This window comes from Terribacillus aidingensis (assembly GCF_040703035.1).
Taxonomy (GTDB): Bacteria; Bacillota; Bacilli; order Bacillales; family Amphibacillaceae; genus Terribacillus.
Genome location: NZ_CP159996.1, coordinates 2,949,145 through 2,974,938 on the forward strand (window position 1 = coordinate 2,949,145; position 25,794 = coordinate 2,974,938).

General features: G+C 44.3%; 29 protein-coding genes and 1 riboswitch. Of the genes, 15 read left to right on the forward strand and 14 right to left on the reverse strand.

The window, feature by feature from the left end; genetic code table 11:
- Positions 1–2 precede the first annotated feature (2 nt).
- Positions 3–1,247 carry a M20/M25/M40 family metallo-hydrolase gene (locus ABXS78_RS15330; protein WP_366247930.1) on the forward strand — a complete coding sequence of 415 codons (1,245 nt, stop codon included), beginning with the start codon at positions 3–5 and terminating at the stop codon, positions 1,245–1,247.
- Positions 1,248–1,287: 40 nt separating this feature from the next.
- On the opposite strand, the gene ABXS78_RS15335 is transcribed toward ABXS78_RS15330, so the two are convergent.
- Entirely contained in the window at positions 1,288–1,584 is a 297-nt protein-coding gene (locus ABXS78_RS15335; protein WP_095221210.1) for a HesB/YadR/YfhF family protein, read from the reverse strand.
- Positions 1,585–1,769: 185 nt separating this feature from the next.
- Between ABXS78_RS15335 and ABXS78_RS15340 the strand changes: the two genes are divergently transcribed.
- The gene (locus ABXS78_RS15340) at positions 1,770–2,387 is read left to right on the forward strand and encodes a DUF47 domain-containing protein (RefSeq protein ID WP_095221212.1); all 618 of its coding nucleotides are present in this window, start codon (positions 1,770–1,772) and stop codon (positions 2,385–2,387) included.
- Between the two features lie 10 nt (positions 2,388–2,397).
- On the forward strand, positions 2,398–3,396 hold the full coding sequence (locus tag ABXS78_RS15345; RefSeq protein ID WP_366247931.1) for an inorganic phosphate transporter: 999 nt from the start codon (positions 2,398–2,400) through the stop codon (positions 3,394–3,396).
- 42 nt (positions 3,397–3,438) lie between these two features.
- Here the strand turns inward: ABXS78_RS15345 and ABXS78_RS15350 are convergent, their stop codons facing one another.
- The 4 genes from ABXS78_RS15350 to ABXS78_RS15365 form a co-directional block, all read right to left on the reverse strand.
- The gene (locus ABXS78_RS15350) at positions 3,439–4,101 is read right to left on the reverse strand and encodes a methionine ABC transporter permease (RefSeq protein ID WP_095221215.1); all 663 of its coding nucleotides are present in this window, start codon (positions 4,099–4,101) and stop codon (positions 3,439–3,441) included.
- The gene (locus ABXS78_RS15355) at positions 4,098–5,111 is read right to left on the reverse strand and encodes a methionine ABC transporter ATP-binding protein (RefSeq protein ID WP_366247932.1); all 1,014 of its coding nucleotides are present in this window, start codon (positions 5,109–5,111) and stop codon (positions 4,098–4,100) included. Before ABXS78_RS15355 ends, ABXS78_RS15350 begins: the two co-directional genes overlap by 4 nt.
- 12 nt (positions 5,112–5,123) lie before the next feature.
- The gene (locus ABXS78_RS15360; RefSeq protein ID WP_366247933.1) at positions 5,124–5,933 is read right to left on the reverse strand and encodes a MetQ/NlpA family ABC transporter substrate-binding protein; all 810 of its coding nucleotides are present in this window, start codon (positions 5,931–5,933) and stop codon (positions 5,124–5,126) included.
- A gap of 93 nt (positions 5,934–6,026) precedes the next feature.
- Positions 6,027–6,135: riboswitch (SAM riboswitch) on the reverse strand.
- Positions 6,136–6,624: 489 nt separating this feature from the next.
- Positions 6,625–6,951, reverse strand: coding sequence for a MerR family transcriptional regulator (locus ABXS78_RS15365; RefSeq protein WP_038563668.1), 327 nt, complete (start codon positions 6,949–6,951; stop codon positions 6,625–6,627).
- 197 nt (positions 6,952–7,148) lie between these two features.
- Between ABXS78_RS15365 and ABXS78_RS15370 the strand changes: the two genes are divergently transcribed.
- Positions 7,149–7,289, forward strand: coding sequence for a hypothetical protein (locus tag ABXS78_RS15370; RefSeq protein ID WP_176465621.1), 141 nt, complete (start codon positions 7,149–7,151; stop codon positions 7,287–7,289).
- Positions 7,290–7,322: 33 nt separating this feature from the next.
- On the opposite strand, the gene ABXS78_RS15375 is transcribed toward ABXS78_RS15370, so the two are convergent.
- Positions 7,323–8,135 carry a glycerophosphodiester phosphodiesterase family protein gene (locus tag ABXS78_RS15375; RefSeq protein WP_366247934.1) on the reverse strand — a complete coding sequence of 271 codons (813 nt, stop codon included), beginning with the start codon at positions 8,133–8,135 and terminating at the stop codon, positions 7,323–7,325.
- Positions 8,136–8,397: 262 nt separating this feature from the next.
- On the opposite strand from ABXS78_RS15375, the gene ABXS78_RS15380 reads away from it, so the two are divergent.
- From ABXS78_RS15380 to ABXS78_RS15400, 5 genes are all read left to right on the forward strand, one after another.
- Positions 8,398–8,649, forward strand: a complete 252-nt coding sequence (locus ABXS78_RS15380; RefSeq protein WP_095227770.1) for a GlsB/YeaQ/YmgE family stress response membrane protein — start codon at positions 8,398–8,400, stop codon at positions 8,647–8,649.
- Between the two features lie 184 nt (positions 8,650–8,833).
- Entirely contained in the window at positions 8,834–9,958 is a 1,125-nt protein-coding gene (locus tag ABXS78_RS15385; protein WP_366247935.1) for an ABC transporter ATP-binding protein, read from the forward strand.
- Positions 9,955–10,878, forward strand: coding sequence for a sugar ABC transporter permease (locus tag ABXS78_RS15390; RefSeq protein WP_366247936.1), 924 nt, complete (start codon positions 9,955–9,957; stop codon positions 10,876–10,878). The genes ABXS78_RS15385 and ABXS78_RS15390 overlap by 4 nt, the downstream gene beginning before the upstream one ends.
- Positions 10,875–11,687, forward strand: coding sequence for a carbohydrate ABC transporter permease (locus ABXS78_RS15395; RefSeq protein WP_366247937.1), 813 nt, complete (start codon positions 10,875–10,877; stop codon positions 11,685–11,687). Before ABXS78_RS15390 ends, ABXS78_RS15395 begins: the two co-directional genes overlap by 4 nt.
- A gap of 19 nt (positions 11,688–11,706) precedes the next feature.
- Entirely contained in the window at positions 11,707–13,035 is a 1,329-nt protein-coding gene (locus tag ABXS78_RS15400) for an ABC transporter substrate-binding protein (RefSeq protein WP_366249955.1), read from the forward strand.
- 194 nt (positions 13,036–13,229) lie between these two features.
- On the opposite strand, the gene ABXS78_RS15405 is transcribed toward ABXS78_RS15400, so the two are convergent.
- From ABXS78_RS15405 to ABXS78_RS15415, 3 genes are all read right to left on the reverse strand, one after another.
- Positions 13,230–13,973: a ZIP family metal transporter gene (locus ABXS78_RS15405; RefSeq protein WP_095221231.1), complete on the reverse strand. Its 744-nt coding sequence runs from the start codon at positions 13,971–13,973 to the stop codon at positions 13,230–13,232.
- A gap of 110 nt (positions 13,974–14,083) precedes the next feature.
- Positions 14,084–15,031: a bile acid:sodium symporter family protein gene (locus ABXS78_RS15410; protein WP_366247938.1), complete on the reverse strand. Its 948-nt coding sequence runs from the start codon at positions 15,029–15,031 to the stop codon at positions 14,084–14,086.
- 99 nt (positions 15,032–15,130) lie between these two features.
- Entirely contained in the window at positions 15,131–16,150 is a 1,020-nt protein-coding gene (locus ABXS78_RS15415; protein ID WP_366247939.1) for a PTS sugar transporter subunit IIC, read from the reverse strand.
- A gap of 549 nt (positions 16,151–16,699) precedes the next feature.
- Between ABXS78_RS15415 and ABXS78_RS15420 the strand changes: the two genes are divergently transcribed.
- From ABXS78_RS15420 to ABXS78_RS15440, 5 genes are all read left to right on the forward strand, one after another.
- Complete coding sequence (locus tag ABXS78_RS15420) at positions 16,700–17,251, forward strand: ABC transporter permease (protein ID WP_366247940.1); 552 nt, start codon at positions 16,700–16,702, stop codon at positions 17,249–17,251.
- A 13-nt stretch (positions 17,252–17,264) separates the two neighbouring features.
- A complete protein-coding gene (locus ABXS78_RS15425) occupies positions 17,265–18,236 on the forward strand; it encodes an ABC transporter ATP-binding protein (RefSeq protein WP_366247941.1) in 972 nt (323 codons plus the stop codon).
- Positions 18,237–18,249: 13 nt separating this feature from the next.
- The gene (locus ABXS78_RS15430) at positions 18,250–18,999 is read left to right on the forward strand and encodes an ABC transporter permease (RefSeq protein WP_095221251.1); all 750 of its coding nucleotides are present in this window, start codon (positions 18,250–18,252) and stop codon (positions 18,997–18,999) included.
- 19 nt (positions 19,000–19,018) lie between these two features.
- Complete coding sequence (locus tag ABXS78_RS15435) at positions 19,019–19,918, forward strand: glycine betaine ABC transporter substrate-binding protein (RefSeq protein WP_095221560.1); 900 nt, start codon at positions 19,019–19,021, stop codon at positions 19,916–19,918.
- Between the two features lie 68 nt (positions 19,919–19,986).
- The gene (locus tag ABXS78_RS15440; RefSeq protein ID WP_366247942.1) at positions 19,987–20,313 is read left to right on the forward strand and encodes a YnfA family protein; all 327 of its coding nucleotides are present in this window, start codon (positions 19,987–19,989) and stop codon (positions 20,311–20,313) included.
- Between the two features lie 33 nt (positions 20,314–20,346).
- On the opposite strand, the gene aguB is transcribed toward ABXS78_RS15440, so the two are convergent.
- The 3 genes from aguB to ABXS78_RS15455 all read right to left on the reverse strand — a co-directional run bounded on the left by aguB (position 20,347) and on the right by ABXS78_RS15455 (position 23,156).
- Positions 20,347–21,222 (reverse strand): N-carbamoylputrescine amidase, encoded by an 876-nt coding sequence (gene aguB, locus ABXS78_RS15445; protein ID WP_366247943.1) that lies wholly within the window; start codon positions 21,220–21,222, stop codon positions 20,347–20,349.
- 5 nt (positions 21,223–21,227) lie between these two features.
- Complete coding sequence (locus ABXS78_RS15450) at positions 21,228–22,259, reverse strand: agmatine deiminase family protein (RefSeq protein WP_366247944.1); 1,032 nt, start codon at positions 22,257–22,259, stop codon at positions 21,228–21,230.
- Between the two features lie 285 nt (positions 22,260–22,544).
- On the reverse strand, positions 22,545–23,156 hold the full coding sequence (locus ABXS78_RS15455; RefSeq protein ID WP_366247945.1) for a YitT family protein: 612 nt from the start codon (positions 23,154–23,156) through the stop codon (positions 22,545–22,547).
- A 214-nt stretch (positions 23,157–23,370) separates the two neighbouring features.
- Between ABXS78_RS15455 and ABXS78_RS15460 the strand changes: the two genes are divergently transcribed.
- Entirely contained in the window at positions 23,371–23,814 is a 444-nt protein-coding gene (locus ABXS78_RS15460; RefSeq protein WP_038563623.1) for an Lrp/AsnC family transcriptional regulator, read from the forward strand.
- Here ABXS78_RS15460 and ABXS78_RS15465 read toward each other — a convergent pair.
- On the reverse strand, positions 23,808–25,367 hold the full coding sequence (locus ABXS78_RS15465) for a polyamine aminopropyltransferase (RefSeq protein ID WP_366247946.1): 1,560 nt from the start codon (positions 25,365–25,367) through the stop codon (positions 23,808–23,810). The genes ABXS78_RS15460 and ABXS78_RS15465 overlap by 7 nt on opposite strands.
- A gap of 18 nt (positions 25,368–25,385) precedes the next feature.
- Positions 25,386–25,781 (reverse strand): DUF350 domain-containing protein, encoded by a 396-nt coding sequence (locus ABXS78_RS15470; protein WP_366247947.1) that lies wholly within the window; start codon positions 25,779–25,781, stop codon positions 25,386–25,388.
- Positions 25,782–25,794: the final 13 nt, after the last annotated feature.

Below are 25,794 nucleotides of genomic sequence, written 5' to 3' on the forward strand. Positions count from 1 at the left end.
ATATGACATCAACCAGCAAAGTATTCGCAAAGGAGTTTGAGCAGCTTATAGATCTTCAGCAAGTACGTGACGCCCTCTATTTTCTCAAGCAGGATAATGAACAGACGACAAAGGATCAAATAGAAGTGACAGAAGTGGAAGCACCTCCCTTCAAAGAAGAAGACCGCGCAGCCTTTTTCAAAGAGAAACTGGCAGCTTTTGGCTTGGAGGACTTGAAAACAGATGACGAAGGAAATGTATATGGCATACGAAAAGGCAGCGGCAAAGGACCTACGGTTGTCATCGCAGCCCATTTGGACACCGTCTTTCCTGCTGGAACAAATGTGAAAGCAAAAATTGAAGATGGAATCGTCTATGCTCCCGGAATCGGGGATGACGGACGCGGCTTGGCAGTTTTACTGACTTTACTGCGTACTTTGGAAGAAAATAAGATTGAAACGGAAGGAGATATCGTTTTCCTTGCTGATGTCGGAGAAGAAGGTCTGGGAGACTTGCGTGGAATGAAAGCATATTTCCGGGATAATACATATGTGGATGGCTTCATTTCTGTGGAACCAGGTGCGCCTGGCGACTTAATTTATTGCGGTGTCGGCAGCAAACGCTACAATGTAACCTTCAAAGGAAAAGGCGGACACAGCTTTGGGGACTTTGGTACTTCAAGTGCCATTCATGCAGCTGGACGCGCTATCGCTGCGTTAGCAGATCTGACCGTTCCAAATGATCCGAAGACAACATACAACGTCGGCACGATTCATGGTGGTACATCCATCAACACCATCGCACAACACGCAGGATTCCAGCTGGATTTACGTTCTGTATCCAGCGACGCTCTTGCAGAGTTGGAAGCCAACGCACTAGCTATCATTGAAGAAGCGGCACAGGCAGAAGGCGAAGCACGAAAGCAGCCGGGCAGCATCTCCGTTACGACAGAGCTTGTAGGAGACAGACCTGCTGGCAGCCAGCCAAAAGATGCACCGATTCGTCACATTGCACTACAGGCGGCTGAAGTTCTTGGTATTGAAGTAGAACGGGAGGAACCGCTTAGTACCGATGCAAATGTTCCGATCAGCCTGGGTATTCCAGCCCTAACACTAGGCGGCGGCGGTAACAGCGGCGGACACCATACACTGGAGGAGTTCTTCGATCCGACGGATGCCTTCTACGGACCGCAGCGAATTCTGCTTGCCCTGCTTGGAATGGTTGGCGTTAAGGATGCGACCGCTCCAATGCTTCCTATCCGAAACTAAAAAATAAGCAAGAGCCGGTACCGGCTCTTGCTCATTTTTTTCAATTATGCGGAGGATATTCATATTGGATATCGTCCCATTTACGAGAATACTTAACGCTCAAGTCTACCCCTTCAAAATACCATGCATCTGAACGTTCGACGAAGAATGTTATACCCTGTACTTCCTCACTTGTAATTGGATCATTTGGCTGTTCCGCGGAAATACCAAGTGAAAATCCTTCTTTAATGCCGCCCATCCCGCCATAGCGAACATAAAAACGCACAGCACTGCCAGGTTCAAGGTCCATTTCTTGAACAAACCAGTTTGATGCGGGCTTTGTAATGGAGATCTGCATAATTTCACCCCTTCTATACAACTATAACAAATAGTGACAAAGTGTACCTCATTCGACAAAAATCAAACGAAAACATTGATAATTATTAATAAAAAGTTTACAATCTCTAGAGGATAGTTTACAAAAAATTATCATTATATGTTCCCAGGAACAACCCTATTCAAACACCATTCGGAGGTTTTGTAATGTTCAAGAAGAAACAAGACAAATTCTCTTTGCTTTTAGCTGATATAGCAAAGAATATTGATGAGACTGCTGACTTTTTTGTTACGTATAAAGTGAAAGATGCAGCAACTTTATCCGAGTTTTCCAATAAATTGAAGGAATACGAGACAAAAGGTGATCAGCTTGTACATACGATCATCAAGGAATTGAATCATGCCTTCATTACACCAATCGAACGCGAAGACATCCTTCAGCTGACGAACAGCTTGGATGACGTACTTGATGGAATAGAAGAATTTTCTGGAATGATGGACACTTATGGTATCTATTCTTCCGATAGCTTCATCGACCAGTTTACAGAAGAAATCCGTTCTTGTGCAAAGGAAATCTTGATTACAATCGATTTGCTTTCACACAACAAACTGAAAGAAATACAAGAACATGCAATCAAAATCAAGGAGCACGAGCAAAACTGTGACACGATCTTCCGTAAATCCTTGAAACAGCTCTTCCAGAACGAAAAAGATCCAATCAAGGTGATTCAGTACAAAGAGTTGTACTACATCCTTGAAGAAATCGCCGACAGCTGTCAGTCTGTTGCGAACAATCTTGAAACAATCATCATGAAGAATTCGTGAGGCGTAAACAATGGATGTTTTATTAGTACTAACCATCTTAACCGTCATTTTCGCCCTTGCATTTGACTTTATCAATGGCTTCCATGATACGGCCAATGCTATTGCAACATCTGTATCAACTAAAGCATTGAAACCAAGACACGCTATCATTTTGGCAGCAGTCATGAACTTTGTGGGTGCCATGACTTTTACTGGAGTGGCAAAGACAATTACAAGCGATATCGCTAATCCGAATGACATCGTCAACGGATCTGTCGTTATCCTGGCTGCACTGATTGCAGGAATTGCATGGAACTTAATTACGTGGTACTACGGTATCCCGAGCAGTTCTTCCCATGCCATCATCGGTTCTCTTGCAGGCGCAGTTATAGCATCAAGCGGATTTGGAATTCTCAATGTAGAGGGATTTTTGAAGATCCTGCAAGCTTTGATCATTTCCCCGATTCTGGCTTTTGTTGTAGGTTTTATTCTATATAACATCATCAAGCTGATTTTCCGGGAAAAGAACTTGCCGAAGACAAACAAGAATTTCCGTCGCGTACAGATCTTGACTGCAGCGCTGCAATCATTTACCCATGGTACAAACGATGCCCAAAAAGCAATGGGGATCATCACGATGGCATTGATCACAGCAGGTCTGCACACAACATCTGATATTCCATTTTGGGTACAAGTTGCCTGTGCGACTGCGATGGGACTTGGTACTTCAGTAGGTGGATGGAAAATCATCAAAACTGTCGGTGGTAAAATCATGAAGATTCGTCCAGTGAACGGTGTTGCAGCTGATTTGACTGGAGCGTTCATTATTTTTGGTGCCACATATATTCATTTACCGGTAAGTACGACACATGTTATTTCCTCCTCTATCATGGGGGTTGGTGCAGCTCACCGACGCAAAGGCGTTAACTGGGGTACTGCAAAGCGCATGGTCATCACGTGGTTCATTACCTTACCGATCACTGCTACCCTAGGTGGCTTGATCTATTACATCTTAAATATTTTCTTCTAATATATAGAAAAGCACGCTTGGAATTAACCAAGCGTGCTTTTTTTAGTCTTTTCGCAATCGTCTTGCCAACACATTCCCGAATGTCTGCATTGCTTGTACAAGTATGATCAGGATGATGATAACGACATACATAACGACAGGCTCGAAGCGCAAATGCCCATATTGATATGCCAAATCTCCAAGACCGCCAGCACCGACTAAACCAGCCATTGCTGTGGCTCCGATCAATCCGATTGTTGCGATTGTTAAACCTAGAATCATCGTAGAACGTGCTTCCCTGATGATTACACTCCAGATTATTTTACTAGTCGATATCCCCATCGATTCATATGCCTCGATAACACCTTTATTCACTTCCAGTAGCGCAGATTCCATTAAACGCGCTATATAAGGAGCTGTATAGACAACAAGAGGAAGGATAACACCTTCTACGCCAATTGTGGTTCCGACCAAAGCCCTTGTCAGAGGTAAAAGCAGGAATAAAAGGATGATAAAAGGAATGGATCTGATTACGTTGATGATCGTATTCACGATTGAATAAAATACTCGATTCTCTGCTTGGCCGCCTTTTCTTGTCATGACCAGCAAAATACCTAGCGGCAGTCCGATCACGATTGAAATAGCTAATGAAATACCTGTCATCAGCAGCGTTTGCCAAAACGCCTCGGTGATGTCTGCACCCCATTCTGTCCAGAACTCAATCATGACGCCACCTCCTCAACCGTTACTTGCTGCGACTCCAAGTAAGAAATTGCCTTCTCCACTTCTGCTGGATCTCCTTGCAAATGGATAAGCAATTTACCAACGGAGCTGGCTTTCAGCTGATCAATTCCACCTGCCAGTATACTTGGAACAACATCAAATTTCTTTGTGATGGCCGCAAGGAATGGCTCATTGGAAGCTTCTCCGATAAACGTCAGTGAAACGAGACGCCCTGTAGCAGAAAGTCCTTTTTTCACGCTGTCCGGTACTTGGAAATTCGCATCATCAAAGACAAATTTCCGGGTCTGCGGATGTTTCGGTTTGGTAAAGACATCGATAACAGCGCCTTCTTCCACCAGCTCTCCATGGTGCATAACACCGACACGATCACAAATACGCTGGATGACATCCAGTTCATGTGTAATCAGGAAAATGGTGATGCCAAGCTCCTTATTCACTCGGAGCAGCAGTTCAAGGATGGAAGACGTCGTATTCGGGTCCAAAGCACTTGTTGCCTCATCACTTAACAGCACTTCCGGTTCTTGCGCAAGTGCTCGCGCGATAGCCACTCGCTGCTTCTGGCCACCAGATAATTGAGCCGGATATACATTCTTCTTTTCTTCCAGACCTACAATTTTCAGATACTTATCAACACGTTCCTTGATTTCATGCTTCGGTACCTTACTCAGCTTGAGTGGTCTAGCGACGTTTTCGTATACTGTTGCAGTCGTCAGCAGATTAAAATGCTGGAATATCATACCGATTTTCCCTCTTGCTTTACGAAGCTGCCACTTCTTAAGCTTCGTGAGGTCTACACCGTCGATGAATACTTCGCCCTCAGTCGGACGCTCCAGTAAATTGGCACAGCGGATCAGGGTACTTTTCCCTGCTCCGCTGAATCCGATGACGCCATAGATTTCACCTTTATTGATTTTCAAGGAGACGTTTTTCAACGCCTCCACTTTTTTCTTGCCAGTGGTAAAGGTCTTCGATACATTTTTTAGTTCAATCATACTGCTTCCCCCTTACCAGCTTGGAACAACGGATCCTTGGAATTCATCTTCCACAAACTGTTTCACTTCATCAGATTGGTAGATTTCTTGAAGCTTCTTCACAACCTCATCTTCCGTGTTCGCTGATCTTACAACAAAATAGTTGGACCAAGGATTGTTTTCTGATTCCTCTGCAAAGATTGCATCATCATTGATATTCAAGTCAGCACCCATCGCAAAGTTCGTGTTGATTGCCGCTGCTGCTACTTCTGGAAGCTGTGCTGGAAGCTGGGAAGCATCCAATTCAACGATTTCCAGGTTCAGTGGATTTTCTACGACATCTTTTGCCGTGGCAGAGTTTTCTGCTTCTGGATCAACTTTCAATACTCCAGCTGTCTCAAAGAGCTTCAACGCACGATATTCGTTGGCTGGATCATTCGGTACAGCGATCTTGTCGCCTTCCTTCAATTCAGAAATATCCGAAATCTTATCTGTATAAATACCCATTGGGAACGTTAGCGTCTTAAATACTTCTTTCAATTCATAACCTTGGTTCTTTACTTGGTCTTCTAGGAAAGGAAGTGTCTGATAGCTGTTCGCATCAAGGCTTCCATCATCCAACGCGCTGTTTGGTGTGTTGTAATCATTGAATGTTTTGATTTCGACATCGATACCTTCATCTGCTGCTAATTCTTTTACTTTTTCCATTACTTGCTCATGCGGTCCGCCGCTGACGCCGACCAATATTTTGTCATTTGCCAGTGCAGCAGATTTGTCATTGCCGCATGCCGCTAAGAATAATGCCAATAATCCGATAAGTCCAAAGCTTAAGATTTTTTTCATGTTGCTCTCCCCTTTTTCTTCGCTGTTATCAACTACAATAAAAAAGCGCCTCTCTAGAATAAGAGAGGCGCATGGTATCCGTATGCACTCATTCTCTTATCTCTCAGTACAGCTGTTCGCCGTCTGCAGGAATTAGCACCTAGATCATCGATCTGGTTGCCGGGCTTCATAGGACCTGTTCCTCCGCCGCTCTTGATAAGAATTTCATTATACATTTGTTGTTGATCTGTTTGTTACTTTACCTTCCAAACTAGTTATTGTCAATATAATTTTAAAATTTATAGAAAAATCAATCTGTTTTCTTGTATTATGATTGCTGGAGAGTATGCAGGCATTCAACCCAGTCTAAGAATACGAGAATATGACTGCATATCTTTAAAACAAACGATTGATCAAGCTGCAATTGCCGACAGAAGTCTACATTTATTCTTTGTGAATCACTTTGATAATGCTGTCTACTAATTGATTTATGACGAATTCGGCAGATTACCTTTTAGTTGTATATGCGTTTTGAATACTTTACTTCACGTATCCTATTTTTCATTAAAATTATTTAAACTGGCTAGATCACAGCATGTCAGAAAGTAATCCATTGATTTATAGAGTAGACTTTTTTGACAAAATAAAAAGCCGGATGATAACCATCCGGCTCTCCTGTGTACTAGGCCTCCCAACACATACGTACACACACTTACTCTCTCTGTATACCAAAGCGGGCGTTGATCTGCCCTCGCAGCATTTGCTGGCGGCTTTCTCGTTCCGCTTCTTTCCTCTTGTCTCTTAGCATCTGCTGACGAATTTCGAAGGTTTGCACACCCTCTTCCCTTTTGTTGGCGATCTCGATCAATTGCTCTACATCCGAAAAAGAGTACTTGCGATTTCCCTTCGCTGAACGTTCAGGAAAAATGAGCTTGCGTTCCTCGTAATAACGAATTTTGCGTTCAGTCAGACCAGTCAGCTCGCTCACAATACCTATTGTGATTACTTTCCTGTTCTTGTAAGAAGGCTCGTTACTCATCTGTTCACCTCATCACCATGTGCTGTTACTCCACATTATACCGTATTTATCCATTCATCCTAGTGTTGTGTGAGGAAACCTAACAAACAACAAAATAGTTCGTCAGCATCGCTAACATGTTTGATGCAAAATTATTCGGCTATAAGTATACTGAGCGTAACAGTAAAAAGGGAACATCAGAAAGGAGCGTCAAGCACGTGGCACATGATCAGGAAGCCCTTGATTTAGCCAAGCAAATCGTAGAACTCGACCTGAAGCGTGACGAGTGCTGGGAGGATCTTGCTGCACTTGCAGGAGACAGAGCATTCGAACTGCTTCGGCTCGTTCAGAATAGATAATATGAAAAAGGAGACCTGTAAAAGGTCTCCTTTTTATTTCACATAATTTGGGTAGTCTGTAATGATTCCGTCAACACCAGCTCGGATTAAAGGCTGGACTTCCCCAGGTGCCCGTACTGTCCATGGCATAATTCGCATTCCACGTGTATGGATTCTGCCAACTAATGTATCATCCTGTGTGACGTTTGTAAAATGCGTATTTACATAGTTTGCATACGTAGATATTTTATCAAGTTTACGATTTGTGAGGTCAGCACTTCTTGACGTCAATACACCAAGCGGTACATGCGGCAACAGCTGGGAAAGATACGCAATTGATCCAAAATTGAAGGATTGCAGAATCACTTCCTCATAAAGAACATTAGCCAAATCATATTTTTCCAGCAGTTCAGCTGCAGCTTCCTCTATTCCATCATAAAGCTCTGGCGATTTTAATTCGATCAGGAACTTTGTTTTTCCTTTATACCTTCTTATTACATCCTCTAACAACGGGATTCGCTGACCTTCATACACCGAATCATATCCAGCACCTACGTCATATGACTGTAAGGCGGCAAACGTAAGATCCTTCACGTACACGGCCTCTTCAGGAGCATCGACAGCTGTGCGATTTATAGATGTATCATGAATGACGACAAGCTGACCATCCTTGGACATTTGTACATCCAGTTCGATAAAATCGGCTTGCATCTCTACAGCCAGATCAAAAGCAGCGATTGTATTTTCAGGTGCAAATCCGGAAGCGCCGCGATGAGCGATGACAGGCAGTATTCCATTTTGCATGTACTGACTATCAAGCGACCTTGTAGTTACGGACTCATACGATGGATTAATCTGATTCATCATTCGGATCATCTCCCTGTAGTTATCTGGATTGTAATCTTTGTTCTATGCAGAGTACATGAATTGGACGGTGATCTTTGTTATCTTCTTGACTTTAATATAGCGACTTTTTATTAAGCAGATGTTGAGCTGCTGTGTAGAATGATGCAGCTTATCTTAAGAACGTGTAAACATGCCACAAAGCTTAGATGTTTGTAATCTTGTAAGATGGGGAATGCTATTATCACAACACATTAAATCACATCATTGTTTGGAGGTAGGTATTATGAGTTTCATCTTATATCTAATTGTTGGTGGTATTATCGGCTGGCTGGCAGGCTTGATCCTTGGACGTGACGTTCCAGGTGGTATCATTGGTAATATCATTGCAGGTATTATCGGGGCATGGCTTGGCGGACTTATCTTCGGAGACTTCGGTCCTGACCTCGCAGGTATAGCAATCATCCCTGCTTTGATCGGTGCCATTATCTTCGTATTTGTATTAAGCCTAATTCTACGCAAAATGCGTAGAAAGTAATGGAACACAAAAGGACTTGCAGGCAATATTGCCTGCAAGTCCTTTTTTTGTGCCGGGATTGTATGAGCTTTGTAAAATAAACAGTCATCTCCCTCTTTTCTGTAAACGCTTTTTCACCCACTCTTCACGTTAACTCAATTTTCACTCGTTATAGTATAGATGAATTCGCAGAAAGGAGCAGATTATGACACATGTATGCTTGGCTGGTTTGAAAAAGTCTTACGATGGCAAAAAAAATGTTATTGAACAAGTGGACCTGCAGCTGGAGCAAGGCGAGTTCTTCGTGCTTGTCGGTCCTTCAGGTTGTGGAAAAAGCACTATTCTCCGCATGATAGCTGGCCTGGAGCCGATAACGGGCGGGGAATTGTTTGTGAATGGCAAGAAGATGAATGATGCACCACCGAATAAACGGGATTTATCCATGGTCTTTCAGAATTATGCATTGTATCCGCATTTGAATGTGGAACAAAATATCTCCTTCGGCTTACATACAAAAAAAATTTCACGCGAGGAACAACGACGCCGCACTCTCGAAGCTTCCGACATGCTCGGATTAGCTGATTACTTAAAACGCAAACCACGTGAGCTATCTGGCGGCCAGAGACAGCGTGTCGCCCTAGCCCGCGCCATTGTAACACAAGCTCCTCTTTGCTTGATGGACGAGCCATTATCAAATCTGGATGCGAAACTGCGGACGCGGATGCGTTCGGAAATCCGGCAGATACAGCGGAAGCTCGGGATTACGATGATTTATGTTACACATGATCAGACCGAAGCAATGACGATGGCAGACCGGATGATGATCCTTCATGAAGGCGAAGCGATGCAAATCGGCAAACCGCTTGATATCTATAATAACCCTGCCAATACATTCGTAGCATCATTTATCGGATCACCTGCCATGAATGTAATGGAAGCTGACGTTTCTCCAAGCGGTATTGTTCTATCACCAAATTGCACCTTACCTAACCCAATGAAAGGCAATGTAAAAGCAGCAAGCAAGAATGTCCAGGTCGGTATACGGCCAGAGCACATCCTATTTGCTGCTCCAGAACAAGCCGATGCTATAGTAGAGGTCGTTAATACTGAGATTCTTGGTACAGAAACGCTCATTACTTTCATTCTGGATGAATCCAATGAGCAGTGGATTGCCCGATGGAACGGACAATGGCAATTCTCTGTCGGAGATCGGATTCCGATTCGTTTCGATTTGGATGCCATCCATCTCTTCTCAAAAGACAATGGACGGATTCTATGGGCAGCTAATGATGGACAACCGAAGCAGACAGCCAGAGAGGTGCTAAGATGAACGCTTCCCGGGATTTACAGTCTGTTCGACCTCAGGAAAGCGCGCCAAAGCGGAACCTATTTTCCTTTCTGGAGGGCTGGCTCTATTTGCTTCCTTCTATCATTTTGTTCGGCGTGTTCGTTTTCTACCCAATGTTCCGAACCATATACTTGAGTTTCTTTTTAGCTGACCAAATGGGTCCATTCGAATTCGTCGGATTGGAAAACTATCAGTATATCCTAAGCTCTGACAGTTTTCAGAGCAGCGTAAAAGCTACCATTCTTTTTGTGCTGTACACAGTACCCGCAGGCATCCTGCTCGCTCTTTTCCTGGCTTTGCTGACAAATGAAAAGATCCAAGGAATCGGCATATTCCGTACATTGTTTTCCTCCACAATGGGGATGAGCGTTGCAGCATCCAGCGTCATTTGGATGTTCATGTATAATCCTTCAATCGGCGTATTCAGCAGAATTGCCGAGTGGCTGGGCTTTCCGGCCGTACAATGGCTGCAGGATCCCGACTATGCCTTGCTTGCAGTATCATTATCCACGATTTGGATGAATGCCGGCTTCGCATTTCTGATCATACTTGGAGGATTACAGAACATCGATACACACCTATACGAGAATGCAAAAGTGGCGGGAGTAAGCTATATTTATCAGCTTCGCCGAATTACGCTGCCCATGCTGTCCCCCACTTTATTCTTTATCGTGACAGTATCGTTCATCAATGCCTTTCAGACATTCGGACAAATTGACATCCTTACAAAGGGCGGACCGGTAGAATCAACCAATGTAATCGTCTATTCCATCTATAAGGATGCCTTCATCAATAACGATGTCGGCTCTGCGAGTGCTCAGGCAGTCATCCTGTTCTTCTGCGTCCTGCTGCTGACAGCACTGCAGTTTAAGCTTGGCGAGAGGAAGGTGCATTATCAGTGATACTCGCAAAGCGTATCAGCCTTTATGCGGTCCTGATCATCTGTGCCATTATCATGATGTTTCCAATTTTCTATGCTTTCAGCATCTCGTTCATGGATGGCGGGGAAGTGATGGGCGGCCAGCTTCTTCCTAGCAGTCTATCGCTGGATAATTACGTCGAGGTATTTCAAAAAGTGCCGCTTCTAACCTACTTGCTCAATAGTTTCGTCACATCAGCCATTGTTATGATTGGCCAGCTGTTAGTCAGCAGTTTAGCCGCCTTTGCCTTTGTTTTCATGAAATTCAAAGGTAGGGATTTCGTCTTCTTCTTGTTCATTTCGACCATGATGATACCTTGGGAAGCAACGATGGTACCGAACTTCATGACCATACAAGGTCTAGGCTGGACAAACAGCTATCTTGGTTTGACAGTTCCGTTCTTTGCTTTGGCATTCGGAACCTTCCTATTGCGCCAGCATTTCAAGACAATACCGCAGGAACTCTACGAAGCTTCTCAGGTAGCTGGTATTTCAAGATTCCGTTTCTTCTGGAATGTCATCCTGCCTGTCAGCCGGTCGAGCTTAATCACCTTAGGTATTTACAGCTTTCTTACCAATTGGAATATGTATCTTTGGCCGTTGCTAGTAACAAATACGGAATCTGCAAGAACCGTTCAGATCGGGCTTAAACAGCTGCAAGCACAGGAAATCGCATCTGACTGGGGTATCGTCATGGCCGGTGTCGTCATCGTCATTCTGCCTACACTGCTGCTGTTGTTCGCCGGACAGAAAAAACTGCAAAAAGGTCTCACGCAAGGTGCAATCAAATAAAATCGAAAGAGGTTATATGATGAAAAGACTATTAGCTGGTTTATCTGTTTTATTTGTACTGTTCCTCACTGCTTGTTCCAGTACGGATTCTGCGAGCGGTACGACTGAGGATGGCAAGACTGAAATCATCTTCTGGCATGCCATGGGCGGAGAATTGGAAGCAAGTGTCAATGAAATCGTAGACGAATATAACAGTTCACAGGATAAATATACTGTAAAACCAGTTTATCAAGGTTCCTATGAGGAATCTTTAACAAAATTGAATACTGTTGCAGGTACTGCAGATGCTCCAGCAGTTACACAGATTTTTGAAGCAGGTACAAAACAAATGATAGACAGCGGAAACATCCAGCCTGTCCAAAAATTCATCGATGAAGAAAACTACGATACATCACAATGGGAAGAAAATATCTCCTCCTACTATCAAGTGGATGGAGAACAGTATTCTATGCCTTTCAACTCCTCCACTCCTGTGCTTGTCTATAACAAAGATGCATTCAAGGAAGCTGGACTTGATCCTGAGCAAGCGCCTCGCACTTACAGCGAGCTGAAGGAAGCTGCAGAAAAGCTGACGATCAAAGAAGGAGATAAAACGTCACAATATGGTCTTTCCATCTTGAATTATGGGTGGTTCTTCGAGGAATTGCTTGCCACACAGGGCGGAATGTTCGTCGATAATGAAAATGGTCGCGAAGGCGAAGCAACAAAGGCTTCCTTCAACGATGAAAAAGGTCAGAAGGTATTTGAATTGATCAGTGATATGTATGAAGCTGGAACCTTCTATAACAGCGGCCAAAATTGGGATGATATGCGGGCATCGTTCCAGACTGGAACGATGGCAATGATGCTTGATAGCTCTGCAGGCATCAAAGGGCTTGTCGATAATGCTGATTTCGAGGTTGGCGTAGCTTATTTGCCGCATCCGGATGATGTGGATCCGCAAGGGGTCATCATCGGCGGAGCATCCCTCTGGATGGCGAAGGATATTGATGAGAACCAGCAGCAAGCTGCATGGGACTTCATGAAATACTTATCAACAGCAGAAGTTCAGGCAAAATGGCATGTAGAATCTGGTTATTTCGCCATTAACCCAGCTGCATATGAAGAAGATATCGTAAAACAGGAGTGGGAAAAATATCCGCAGTTAAAAGTAACTGTTGATCAGCTGCACGATACAGTGCCAAGTACAGCAACACAAGGTGCTTTGATTTCCATCTTCCCAGAAGCACGTCAGCAGATTGTAACTGGTATGGAGAGTCTATACCAAGGTGAAAATCCTAAAACTGCATTGGATAAAGCAGCAGCTGAGGTGGACACTGTCCTTGAAAAAGGCAGTCGCAGCAGATAAAAAGACGTGAGAGCATTTTGCTCTCACGTCTTTTTAATACGAAGCTCTTCCAGAACGCTTTGCTTTGCGTTTATTGATAATTTTCTTAACGATCGGATAGATAACAGGTCCATACTTAATCGCTTTTCGAATAAGGTTTTTCATGCTGAAACGCCTCCATTCTTTTGTTTGTATATCCCCTGCATGAGAGTTACTTAAACATGTGCCAAAGAAAAGGCGATGAACATCCCTATTGCTGTTACAATCCCTACAGCTGGACCGCCCTCTTCATATGCCTCAGGAGCCATGGTGGATGCGACCATGGCAATAATTGCTCCCCCTGCAAATGAGTTTAGTATAGCTCTTGTACTAGCGCTCGTATCCTGGAGTAAAACAGCTCCTATTAGTGCACTTAAAGCGGAAATCACGATTACGGCTATCCACATGAAAATGATGCGCTTCCGGCTATAGCCGCTGCTTTGCATCCCTGAAGTACTGGAAAGACCTTCTGGAAAGTTACTGATAAAAATGGATACGATCAAAGCAGTACTAGCACCGCCCCCGCTCGCCAAGCTCAATCCGATCATGGCTGATTCCGGTATTGCATCCATTACTGTACCTGCGAATATTGCTAGTCCTGAACCCTTCTCGTCTTTATGATGTGTCTCGTGCAGTCGGCTGCTTTTACGATTCTTCCCGCCACTGCGGGATATAAGGATATCCAATATAGTAAAAATAACTGCGCCTCCAAGAAATCCAATCGCTTCTTCCTGCAACCCGCCACTGATTTCATATGCTTCCTCCAAGAGTTCATAGGAGGTAGAACCAATCAGTGCTCCTGTACCTAGAGCCATAATAAACCCGATAATTCGCTTTTTTACGGGTACAAGCATCAGTACGGCAGCACCAATTAAACTGGCAGACCCTGCTATGGCACCCCATAAAATTGCTTCCCACATATTCATCTTCCTTTCCGTGTCTTGTAGAGCCATTGCCAAAATGAGAAGAAATTAAACATGCGTGAAGTGTTCCTTATAAAGAAAAGAAGACCGTCTGAACGGTCTTCTTTTCAAGCAGCTGCTTGCTGCGGTTCATATTTTTTCAGAAGGCTGGAAAACACTGCTGCCAAAACCTGCTGGAACAGCATCCCTATTACAACCGGGATAGCGACAGGAGCCGGAAAGAAACTTACAGCAAGCACTACCCCTGCACTGATATTCCGCATTCCCCCAAGAAAGGTTACACTTACAATCTCCGTTCTATCGCAATGGAGTAGCTTACCAAGAAGCCAGCTTATCAGATAACCGGTAAACGATAAACAGAATACAAGCAATACAATCCCAATCACTGTCATATCGATGCCAGTTAAGTGAGGGGCGACCACTGATGCGTTAATGGAAACGACAGCTATAAGGCCTATTTTCGAGAATGGCGACAGGTTCTTACTTAATGCGCTTGTGACGCTTTTGCTGCAAAATTGATTAACTAACATACCCGCTACCGAAGGTATGACAATCATCCATAACAAACCCTCCATCATCGGGAGTATGTCCAGCTGGACATCGCCTCCTACCAGTAGATGCAGAATCAAAGGTACAAGCAATGGAGAAAGCAATGTGCCTAAGAGAATGGTTGATAAGGTAAGTCCAATATCCCCATTCTGCATAGCAACCCAGACAAATGCTGTAATACCAGTCGGAATTGCTGTCAGCAGCACTAGACCCGTTATCGTATTTATATCTCCAGGAAAGAGCAGATGTCCGAAGCCAAACGCGATCAAAGGCATAATGAAATGAAGCACTGCAAAAGCAAGCAGCATCGGTCCAGGTCTTTTAACAGCATGCAGCAGGCTGTTAAAATTAGCTGATAAGCTTCCAGCGAATGTCATACATGCAAATATCCAAGGGACCAATGCCTCTCCATGATGCAGGAAACTCGCAAAGATAAACCCCGCCAGCACACTCGCAGGGGTGAGAAAAGGCATGTATCTGGCAAGCACACGATTAAGTTGATCCATGAAGGATATCCTTCTTTCTAATTTTGTTTCTCCTTTCAGTATAACAATAATATTGTTAGCTGCATGAAAAAAACCGCAGCTTCGCAGCTGCGGTTTTGATTATTGAATTTCCATACGCAAATCGCCGACCTTGGCCCATCCGATCGATTTGATCACATGATAAAGACCAAGTGAAATGATCAGCGGCATGATGACGCCTGTTACTAAATAAATCAAGAAAGCTTCCCAGCCTTGGCTGGCCAGGATATTAAGCGGTGCAATGAATGAATTCAAGCCCAAACCTGCCAGTTCGTAAGACGTTGTAAACCCTAGCAGCACTGTTGCGATCGGTGCACAAACAACTGCCGCTACAAATGGCGGGATGACAAGCGCTGGATTCTTTATTAAGTTAGGGAATTGTACTTTTGGTGTAATGACAAACTGTGCCAGAAAACCACCTAAATCGTTTTGACGGATGCTCATGAACGTAAACCCGACAAACTGTGCCGTACAGCCGATCAAAGCAGCCGCACTGGATACCGGATCCAGCTGTAATGCAATTGCCAAAGCTGCAGAAGAAGCTGGTGTCATCAACAGGATACTCCACACCAATGAAATGACGATAGATGCAAGCAGCGGTGAGCCAGTAACAGAGTTGGCAATCTGTCCGCTCATCCATGTTAGCATCGGTGTTGTAACTGCAGCAAGTCCCGCTCCAGCAATCCCCCCTACAAGTACTGCCGCAAACGGGATAGCCATCATATCAAGCGGTGTCTTCCCTGCTACCCTTTTACCTACATATGTCGCAACGACAGCAGCAAGCACTGCACTGATCGGCTGTCCCGATACCATCGATGTCAGTAAGCCGTCATCGCCTACAGTCATTGCAGCTCCGCCGATCGTCGCACTGATCATTGCACTGAAAACAACCAACGTATTGCCGCCCAGCTGAACAGCGATTCCGGCACCTAAAGCGGGTGCCAACAATGCTTTAGCAACAGTACCGACAGCAATCAATGTCGGCCAGTTCAGAAATTCACCAAAAGTCTCCATCAATAGACCGATACCGAGGGTCACGAGGACTGCATTTGCCATTCCTTGTGATGCTTTGTACATTCGCTCGATTAAGTATTCCTTCATTCTTCTCGCTCCCTCTCCCTACCAAATAGTTTGTCAATTCAGACTATTTAGCTTTCCATTCTCTCTTTTTTTTTGTATAAGGGCGTGACTCCTTACACTCTAGTACATTTTAAATGAGTACATATTAGTATTTAGATATACTACCATCATTTTTAGGAGGAAGTAAATATATTTCTTATAACATTATTTAATTTTTCAGTTATTTTATGGTTTCCGTAGCCAAAACTTTCCCCTTATGTCGATAAGGAAATCCATTGATATATTATGCTCAGCCACCTTCAAGCCTAATATCCTCCCGATTACTCCACCATACTTAGTGTTATAAGTTAATCCTGTCTTTGTAATGGTTATTTTTTCATGTTAGGATGTTGGTTTATCTGGGTATAACAATAGGTAGTAAAAGTCTGATAAGACCTTTAGCATGACAAATTTAGGAGGTGCCCTCCCATTACGGATTTAATCGAATATTTCACTACTAATTTTACATTCATACTTGGATATACATGGGATCATATCAAGCTTGTCGGTTTAGCAATTATCATCGCAATTGTGATCGGTGTCCCATTAGGTATTTATTGCTCCGTCAATAAATACGCTGCCTCCACTATTCTCCAAATTGCTTCTATCATGATGACTATTCCAAGCCTCGCTTTATTTGGAATCATGATTCCAATTCTTTCACTCATCAACGAAGGAATCGGTACGTTACCGGCTGTTATCGCACTTGTACTTTATTCACAGCTGCCGATCATCCGGAATACGTACACAGCTATCAGCAATGTCGATCCCGACATACGTGATGCGGCAAATGGCATTGGACTGACTACATTCCAGCGCCTCTATAAAGTGGAGCTTCCAAATGCCATGCCATTAATTATGGCTGGTATCCGCACTGCTACCGTCTTAAATATCGGTGTTGGCGCCATCGCTACGTTAATAGGCGCTGGAGGTCTTGGCGGTATCATCTATCAAGGAATCCTTCGTACCAACAACACAATGATCCTTGCAGGTGCAATTGCGGTTGCTGTTTTGGCATTGATTGCTGATTTGTTCTTGCGCTTAATCGAAAATCTATTTACGCCAAAGGGTGTAAAAAAATAATAAGGGTGACATTATGATTCATTTCAACGATGTAACAAAGGTATACAACGGCAATGTAAAAGCTATTGAAAATATGAATTTCACAGTCGAAGATGGTGAATTAGTCATTATGCTGGGACCTTCCGGCTGCGGAAAGACGACTTTGCTTCGAATGGTGAACCAGCTGGAGAGTATTACAGACGGCGACATTATGCTCAACGGTAAAAGCGTGCGTCATTCCAATAAAATAGAGATGCGCCGCAATATTGGTTATGTCATTCAATCGAACGGCTTGTTCCCGAATATGAATATTGAAGATAACGCCATGATTGTTCCTAACCTGCTTGGCTGGGACAGAAAAAAAATGCGTGATCGCTTCAATATGCTGATGGAACTTGTAGGCTTGAAACCAGATGAATATCGGAAACGATACCCGCATGAGCTTTCCGGAGGTCAACAGCAGCGTGTCGGCGTGGCCCGTGCCTTGGCTGCTGATCCGCCAGTCATGTTGATGGATGAACCTTTCGGTGCACTGGATCCGATTATCCGCACCCATCTTCAAGAGGAATTCCTGCAAATTCAAAAAGAGCTAAAGAAAACGATCCTGTTTGTCAGCCATGACATTGACGAAGCGGTCAAGATGGCAGATAAAATCGCCCTGCTTAAAGGCGGCAAAATGATGCAATACGCTGAGCCAGCCAAAATGCTGAACAAACCAGCCAACAGCTTTGTTGCTGAATTCGTCGGTCAGGACCGCGTACTGAAGAGCATGAGTCTGTATACAGTAAAAGACCTTGCCGATGCAATTACATTAAAGCCTGTTATGGAATCACCTGATTCTCAGGATATCAACGAAAACCTTTCCCTGCGTGTGGCTATATCGAAGATCTTAAATCAAGAAGCTGATCAGCTGATTGTTGAGAACGACAATGGTACTCGCAAAGGAAGTATTACTTTGGACTTGATCGAGCAGTTCCTGCACCGCGAGATCAAGGAGAGCGTCTGAGGGGGCTGTAATCATGGACCGGACAAACAAGACCATCGCCTTGATTATCAAGCTTATCTTCTGGGCACTGCTCATTGCCTTCTTTGTGTGGGCATTCGCCAACAATATGTTCAGCAAAATCTGGGAACAGCCGGATACTTTCCTGCGCTTACTCGGGGAGCATATTACGATTGTACTCCTTTCAGGAGCTGCTGCTGTGCTGCTTGCAGTACCACTAGGCATCTTCGTTACACGGCCAAAGTTCCGTAAATCCGAATGGCTGATCGTAGGCATCGCGAATCTTGGGCAAACTATTCCGAGTTTAGCTGTGCTTGCACTCGCCATGGGCTTCCTAGGTATTGGAATCAGCGCAGCAGTAGTTGCCTTATTCGTCTATTCCCTGCTGCCTATTTTACAAAATACGATTGCTGGCCTGGATTCCGTTGACGACAACATGATTGATGCTGCCAAAGGAATGGGACTTACAAACACGCAAATCCTTTGGAAGATCGAGCTGCCGAATGCACTCACCTCGATTATTGCAGGCGTGCGGACAGCATTGGTCATCAATATCGGGACCGCTGCACTTGCCTATCTAGTCGGTGCCGGCGGACTGGGTGTATGGATTTTCACTGGTATCCGTCTCTTCGATAATGCTTTCTTAATGTCCGGAGCCGTTCCTGTCACACTGCTAGCTATCGTGATTGACTATCTATTCAAGTGGCTGCAGTTCGCCTTAGTGCCAAAAGGACTCCGTCTTGCTAGAAAAGCACAAAATTCGTGAAGAAAGGATACCTGAATTGATGAGAAAACGATTGACCCTATTTGCTTTATTAACAGCTTTACTAGTTGTGCTAAGTTCATGCGGTCCGGGCGGAAAAACTGTTACCGTCGGAGCAAAAACTTTCACCGAGCAGCTGGTAATAGCCAAAATGACAGCCTTCATATTGGAGGATAACGGTTATAATGTTGAAGAGATTCAAAATCTCGGCTCCTCTGCCATGCGTCAAGCAATCGAAACCCGCCAGGTTGATATGTCTTGGGAGTATGTTGGTACAGCACTTGTCACCTATTTGGATCAAGAACCGATTGCAGATAAAGATGAGGCAATGCAAAAGGTTCGGGAATTGGATAAGGAGAACGGCATTGCCTGGACAAACTTAACCGATGCTAATAATACGTATGCTTTGGTTATGGAAAGAGAAAAAGCCGATGAGTTAGGCATTGAAACTTTAAGTGATTTGGCAGCTTACGCGAAAGAAAATCCAGAAGACCTTCGATTCGGGATGGAGACGGAATTCGCAAATCGGAGAGATGGAATGCCTGGATTAGAAGAATATTATGGATTCAAAGTTCCTGATCCCAATATCCGTGAAATGGAAATCGGTCTTTATTACACAGCATTGAAAAATGATGAGATTGATGTCACTCAAGCTTTTGTAACTGATCCGCAAATTAATTCGATGGATTTAAAGATATTGGAAGACGATCAAAAATTCTTCCCTTCCTACAATTATGCTGCCACCTTCAATCAAGAAACCTTGGATGAGTACCCAGAGCTGACAGAATTACTGGAACCGCTCCAGAATGCTCTGACAGAGGATACTTTACGTGAACTGAACTACCAAGTGGATATTGAGCAAAAGAGTGTAGAACGTGTAGCCAAGGACTTCCTCGACGAAAATAATTTACTCAAGAACTAAAAAAACGACCCGGACAGGGTCGTTTTTTTACGCTATCATAGATGTATTACGTACTAGGAGACGAAAGAATGTTATTATCGATATTCATTTTTTTGCTTGCAGGAATTGCCGAAATTGGCGGCGGGTACTTGATCTGGATATGGCTGCGTGATGGCAGACCAGGTTATCTTGGATTTTTAGGCGGTATCGCCTTGATCATGTACGGTGTGATTGCCACTTTCCAGACATTTCCGACGTTCGGTCGTGTGTATGCAGCATATGGCGGTGTTTTCATTGTACTCTCCATTCTATGGGGCTGGTTCATCGACAAAGAAACACCGGATATGTATGACTGGATAGGAGCCGGCTTATGTGTAGCAGGCGTCGCTGTCATGCTCTGGGCTCCGCGACATTAAAAAAGCTGCCAGCATAGACTGGCAGCTTTCATTTTATACAGTTGTTGAACCATCAGAGCTTAAGATATTACGGTACATGGAAGGACGGCGGTCACGGAACAGCCCCCATTCCACACGCTGCATAGCCAGCTCGTCCAAATCGAACGTAGCAGTAAGGATTTCTTCTTTTGTACGTCCTGCTTCCGCCAGCAAATTCCCCTGCGGACCAGCGATAAACGAAGAACCATAAAACGTGATAGAGGAATCCTCATCCGTTTCCACACCAATCCGGTTTGAAGCCAAAACAGGCATCAAATTGGTTGCTGCGTGTCCTCGCATACACATTTGCCAGTGATCCTTCGAGTCAATGCTTGCATCCTCCGGTTCGGAACCGATTGCTGTAGGATACAGCAGGATTTCCGCTCCTTGAAGCGCCATGCTGCGCGCTGCTTCCGGGAACCACTGATCCCAGCAAATGCCCACACCTATCTTCCCGAATTTCGTCTCCCACACTTTGAAGCCAGTGTCCCCAGGGCTGAAATAATATTTCTCTTCATAGCCCGGTCCATCTGGAATATGCGTTTTCCGGTAGATACCAAGAACAGAGCCATCCGCATCGATCATAGCGACTGTATTGTAGTTTGCATTGTTCTTTTTCTCATAGAAGCTAATTGGAAGTACTACTCCAAGCTCCTTCGCCACTTGTTTGAAATGCTGCACTGCTTTGTTCTGCTCCAGCTCTGTTGCAAACGCGTAGTAAGCAGGCTTTTCCTTTTGGCAGAAGTATGGTGTTTCAAACAACTCCTGTAGCAGGATGACATTCGCACCTTGAGCTGCCGCTTGGCGGACAAGCTTCTCGGCATTGGCGATATTCTCTTCAACGACACTGGAACAAGCCATTTGTGTAGCTGCTAAAGTTACCTTTCTCACTTACTTCACTCCTTCACTGCAGGCATCTGCTGTGTAGTACAATGTACATTTCCGCCCTCTTTGATGATAGCTAGTCCATCAATTGTACGGATTCGGCGATCCGGGAACTGCTCCTGCAGCAGCTTGATTGCCCGTTCATCCGTTCCTGCTGCGGTATTACCGAAAACAGGAAGGATAATGCCTCCATTTACAAAATAGAAATTAATATAGCTCAAAGTCAAGCGCGTGTCATTCCAGGCAGCCTTAGGCGGCTGTTGGATAGCGATCACTTCAATCTGACGTCCTTTCGCATCTTTCGTCTCATCAAGAATGCGCAGATTCTCTTGAGTGATTTCATAGTTCTCGTCTTCCGGGTCATCTGTCACCTGCAGCAGCAGTTTACCAGGTGCGGCAAAGCAGGCGATATTATCGACATGTCCATCCGTTTCGTCCCCAGCAACACCACGCTTCAGCCAAATCACTTTTTCAATACCAAGATACTCTCGAAGATATGCTTCTATATCTTCCTTGGAAAGGTCTGAATTGCGGTTTGGGTTTAAAAGGCACTCCTCTGTTGTAATTAGTGTCCCTTCCCCGTCCACGTGAATGGATCCGCCTTCTAACACTAATGGAGCATCCAATTGCTTCACACCGAAGTGATTCAGAACAGCCGGAGCTACTGCATCATCCAGATCCCATGGGAAGTATTTTTCTCCCCATGCATTAAAACGCCAGTTTACACCAGCCAGTTTGCCAGCTTCGTCCCGGACGAATGTCGGGCCGTTATCTCGAAGCCATGCATCGTTATGAGAAACCTCAAGCAGTGTTACATTTTTATCTTGTCCTACATAAGCAGCTGCTGCATCGCGATCCTTGGCGTTCACCAATACGGTAATCGGCTCGAATTCCGCAATCGCAAGAATCAGTTCAGCATAACCCTTACATACAGCTTCCCAATCCTCCGGATAGACCATTGAGTCCTTCACAGGCCAGCTGATCAGCGTACGCTCATGCTTCTCCCATTCAGGAGGCATTGTATATGTCAAATGTTGTTCCATTTCGCATCACTCTTCATTATAGATTCTTTAAAACAGACTTTCCGGAATATCATATAACAAAAGCACCTGAACAACAATCAGAAAGAGGACTTTTTATGATAGATACCAGAAAATAACTGTTCACATTCATGTAACGTTTTCTTTAGGGATGGGTAGTCTGATGAACAAAAATAAAGGCTGCGGATGAACTGCTTAAAATTTGCGCGGATACGCAGGTTCGCTTCGGTCACTTCCGAGCTTACCGCCTAAATTATACCATTAAAAAACGAAGGATTTCTCCTTCGTTCACTCTGCTGCTTGGGCAACTGGTACTGCATTCGGTTTTGGAAGTGGTTTGGCGAATTTTTCTTTAAAGTAGCTGATAACAAATGAAGTAACTGCTATGGAAACAATGGAATAGATACCTTTGATAAGACCAACTGAATAAAGGCTGACCATGACCACGCAGAAATCAAATATAAAGTTGATCGTTCCAGGATTTGTTCCAAAACGTTTCTGCAGGAACAACGCAAGAATATTTGCTCCCCCTAAGGATGCTTGATTCGCAAAAAGGATGATCAAGCCAAATCCGACAATCAGGCCGCCTGCCACAGCTGCAACGATCCCCGGAAGTTCAATAGCGGGATAAAACGGATGGAGAAATGAGAACAACGTCAAAATTGATACGGATACTATGGTTGTTACCGTAAAACGCCATCCCATATTAATAAATGAAAAGATATAGAATGGAATGTTAATGATAAAGAAGACGACACCAAAAGGCATAGACAGTATATAGGATAATCCTAAGGAAAGCCCTGCTGTACCGCCCGTTACCAGCTCTGCACTTTTGAGCATATACAAGCCGATGCTGGCCAGGAAGCAGCCAAGAACGATTTTCAGATATTTTTGCGGCAAACGAATTGCTCCTCTCAAAGTTAAAATCCATGTTGAAACACGCCCATTATGGACAATATGAGCGAACATAATCACGACATCCTGTTTCTTCACTTTCTATGTTAGAATAAATAACACGAGAAATGAATAGATATTTGCAGGCAATATCTTGATTCGAGTTTCATATTGAAAATTATATGCAGAACTTACCTGCAATGTGAAAGGGAGCGTTTATATGGATCACATCGACCGCACACTGCTGGAGCTGCTGCAGCATGATGGCCGAATCACAATTAGCGAATTATCCAAGAAGCTAGCACTGAGCAGGCCGAGTGTTTCAGAGCGGATGGCAAGGCTTGAGGAGCGCGGTGTTATCGAGCATTACACAGCCCGAGTTGCGCATGCGAAGGTTGGATTGGATATCTTGTTGTTCATCCAGGTTAGTGAATTGAAGATCCCTCATTTGGAGTTTGAAAATCTGATTGCAAAGGAAGAAGCTGTACTTGAATGCCACAGGGTGACCGGACCGATCAATTATTTGCTGAAGGCAGCAGTCCCTGACATGAATGGCATGCGGGAATTGATCGACCGGCTGATTCCGTATGGCGCATTTAATACTTCAACTGTACTGACATCTCCAGTAGCTTATAGAGCGTTATTGCCTAGGGAAGATCAATAATGTTTCCATTCCTGTTGATAGATTTCAATCAAATGAGGATCAACCAATGTATTTGGGCGAAGGCTGACTTTCTCTCCATCCGCGCTGGTGATTTCCTTATCCTCATCCTTTCCGAATTCTGTCATTCCAGGAATCATGGAAGATTTTAAGTATTCGGTTGGCACGGTAACCTCTAAATTTTTTGGGTCAATCGGATTTCTGCTGCCCATGACAAATCCCCAGTTACCGAAACTTGGCACATCCAGATGCAGATTCTCTGTTTCAAGCCCCGTTGCGCGGATCGTTTCGTCTATTGTCCAATAAGATTCTGTTGCGAACACCGGGCTAGTGGCTTGGACAATCATTGCACCCTCCGGATGCATATGATTTCGCACTAGAGAGTAGAATTCCTCGGTGTATAGCTTGTTCAAGCTCTCGTCATTCGGATCGGGCAAATCAACGATGATCACATCATAAATCTGGTCCGTTTCCTTCAGATAAGTGAAGGCATCCTGATTGTGGATGGTGACTTTGTCATTCAGCAGAGAGCGATTGTTTAAATCTAGCAGTCTCGACTCTGTCTTAGCCATTTCTGTTACAGCAGGGTCGAGGTCGACCAAGGTAATGTCTTGAACGTCGTCATATTTCAAGAGTTCATTTGCTGCTAATCCGTCCCCTCCGCCAAGTATGAGCACATGATCATGCTGTTTGGCTTGGGACATGACCGGATGCACAAGCGCATCATGGTAGCGGTGCTGATCAAATGAACTGAACTGCAATCCGCCATTCAAATACAGCCGCAGGTCATCTCCATCCTGGGTAAGGATGATTTTCTGATATTGGCTTTGCTCCATGTGGATGATTGGATCCTCGTAAAGCTTCTGCTCGAACGAAAATGCAGTTTCCTCTCCGAAAAAGACACCAAGAATGAGCAAAATCCCGATGAATATACCGACTGCAGCATGCAAGGCAACCCGCTTCACTTCTTCCCGGAATAACCACAGTACGACCAGTGCAACTACTAAATTAACTAGACCGACTAGAAAAGCTGATTTAACGATTCCGAACTGCGGACGCAGCAAGAAGGCAAAAAGCAGACCGCCGATCAGTCCGCCTGCATAATCACTGAACAGAACACGTGCTGTACTCCGACCTATCGTCTCGCCGATCTCATTCGCCTTCCTAATCAGAATCGGCAGCTCCACTCCGGTTAACGCACCAACGATAATTGTGACGAAATAGAGATAGAACGCGTCAGTCCCGTCAGGGGTATATGCTGTGATCCCGAACATCGTAAAGCTAGAAAAGCCACCAATCAAAGCTACGAAAAATTCGATATAAATAAATGCTAGAATGAGTCGCTTCGTCACACGCTCACTTATGCTGGCACCAATCCCCATACCAGTCAAAAACAAAGAGATGGTGAGTGTATATTGCTTCACACCATCTCCGAGAATATAGGAACCTAATGCCCCGAACAAAACTTCAAATATAATACCGCATATGGAAACGATACCTGAAGCCCAATAAATAAATGAGGTTTTATTTGTTACTTTTTGCTGCATGTCTTTCATCTCCGAACTGCTTTTAGCTTACGTAATGGACGCACCGATGACGAACCCAAGACCGATTGAAACCGCTAAGGAAATAATTCCGACCGCAATATTGTTATCTTTCAGCTTGGATTGAACAGAAAATCGGCGTGTCACACCCTCAAATACGAAGTAGGCAATCATCTGCAGGACAACACCGTATGCGCCCCAGATGAGTGTTTCCCAAAGTTCACTGCTGTGGTAAATGGAGAATGACAGAACAAGGCAGATTCCGATGATCTTACCGCCGATAGATAAAGCTACAGCTGTATTGCCCTTTTCGATTTCCTCCCAGTCCCGGTACTTATGTGTGATCAGCTCAAAGATGATAAGTCCGATGATGACAATCACAACTGCAATGACAAAGTATAGAAAAGTCGATAAAAATGGATTCATGATTCTATGCCTC

Excerpts from the sequence above, each read along its gene's own strand:
- ABXS78_RS15330 (WP_366247930.1), top strand. The coding sequence starts at position 3 with ATGACATCAACCAGCAAAGTATTCGCAAAGGAGTTTGAGCAGCTTATA.
- ABXS78_RS15335 (WP_095221210.1), bottom strand. The coding sequence starts at position 1,584 with ATGCAGATCTCCATTACAAAGCCCGCATCAAACTGGTTTGTTCAAGAA.
- ABXS78_RS15340 (WP_095221212.1), top strand. The coding sequence starts at position 1,770 with ATGTTCAAGAAGAAACAAGACAAATTCTCTTTGCTTTTAGCTGATATA.
- ABXS78_RS15345 (WP_366247931.1), top strand. The coding sequence starts at position 2,398 with ATGGATGTTTTATTAGTACTAACCATCTTAACCGTCATTTTCGCCCTT.
- ABXS78_RS15350 (WP_095221215.1), bottom strand. The coding sequence starts at position 4,101 with ATGATTGAGTTCTGGACAGAATGGGGTGCAGACATCACCGAGGCGTTT.
- ABXS78_RS15355 (WP_366247932.1), bottom strand. The coding sequence starts at position 5,111 with ATGATTGAACTAAAAAATGTATCGAAGACCTTTACCACTGGCAAGAAA.
- ABXS78_RS15360 (WP_366247933.1), bottom strand. The coding sequence starts at position 5,933 with ATGAAAAAAATCTTAAGCTTTGGACTTATCGGATTATTGGCATTATTC.
- ABXS78_RS15365 (WP_038563668.1), bottom strand. The coding sequence starts at position 6,951 with ATGAGTAACGAGCCTTCTTACAAGAACAGGAAAGTAATCACAATAGGT.
- ABXS78_RS15375 (WP_366247934.1), bottom strand. The coding sequence starts at position 8,135 with ATGATGAATCAGATTAATCCATCGTATGAGTCCGTAACTACAAGGTCG.
- ABXS78_RS15380 (WP_095227770.1), top strand. The coding sequence starts at position 8,398 with ATGAGTTTCATCTTATATCTAATTGTTGGTGGTATTATCGGCTGGCTG.
- ABXS78_RS15385 (WP_366247935.1), top strand. The coding sequence starts at position 8,834 with ATGACACATGTATGCTTGGCTGGTTTGAAAAAGTCTTACGATGGCAAA.
- ABXS78_RS15390 (WP_366247936.1), top strand. The coding sequence starts at position 9,955 with ATGAACGCTTCCCGGGATTTACAGTCTGTTCGACCTCAGGAAAGCGCG.
- ABXS78_RS15400 (WP_366249955.1), top strand. The coding sequence starts at position 11,707 with ATGAAAAGACTATTAGCTGGTTTATCTGTTTTATTTGTACTGTTCCTC.
- ABXS78_RS15405 (WP_095221231.1), bottom strand. The coding sequence starts at position 13,973 with ATGTGGGAAGCAATTTTATGGGGTGCCATAGCAGGGTCTGCCAGTTTA.
- ABXS78_RS15410 (WP_366247938.1), bottom strand. The coding sequence starts at position 15,031 with ATGGATCAACTTAATCGTGTGCTTGCCAGATACATGCCTTTTCTCACC.
- ABXS78_RS15415 (WP_366247939.1), bottom strand. The coding sequence starts at position 16,150 with ATGAAGGAATACTTAATCGAGCGAATGTACAAAGCATCACAAGGAATG.
- ABXS78_RS15425 (WP_366247941.1), top strand. The coding sequence starts at position 17,265 with ATGATTCATTTCAACGATGTAACAAAGGTATACAACGGCAATGTAAAA.
- ABXS78_RS15430 (WP_095221251.1), top strand. The coding sequence starts at position 18,250 with ATGGACCGGACAAACAAGACCATCGCCTTGATTATCAAGCTTATCTTC.
- ABXS78_RS15435 (WP_095221560.1), top strand. The coding sequence starts at position 19,019 with ATGAGAAAACGATTGACCCTATTTGCTTTATTAACAGCTTTACTAGTT.
- ABXS78_RS15440 (WP_366247942.1), top strand. The coding sequence starts at position 19,987 with ATGTTATTATCGATATTCATTTTTTTGCTTGCAGGAATTGCCGAAATT.
- ABXS78_RS15450 (WP_366247944.1), bottom strand. The coding sequence starts at position 22,259 with ATGGAACAACATTTGACATATACAATGCCTCCTGAATGGGAGAAGCAT.
- ABXS78_RS15460 (WP_038563623.1), top strand. The coding sequence starts at position 23,371 with ATGGATCACATCGACCGCACACTGCTGGAGCTGCTGCAGCATGATGGC.
- ABXS78_RS15465 (WP_366247946.1), bottom strand. The coding sequence starts at position 25,367 with ATGAAAGACATGCAGCAAAAAGTAACAAATAAAACCTCATTTATTTAT.
- ABXS78_RS15470 (WP_366247947.1), bottom strand. The coding sequence starts at position 25,781 with ATGAATCCATTTTTATCGACTTTTCTATACTTTGTCATTGCAGTTGTG.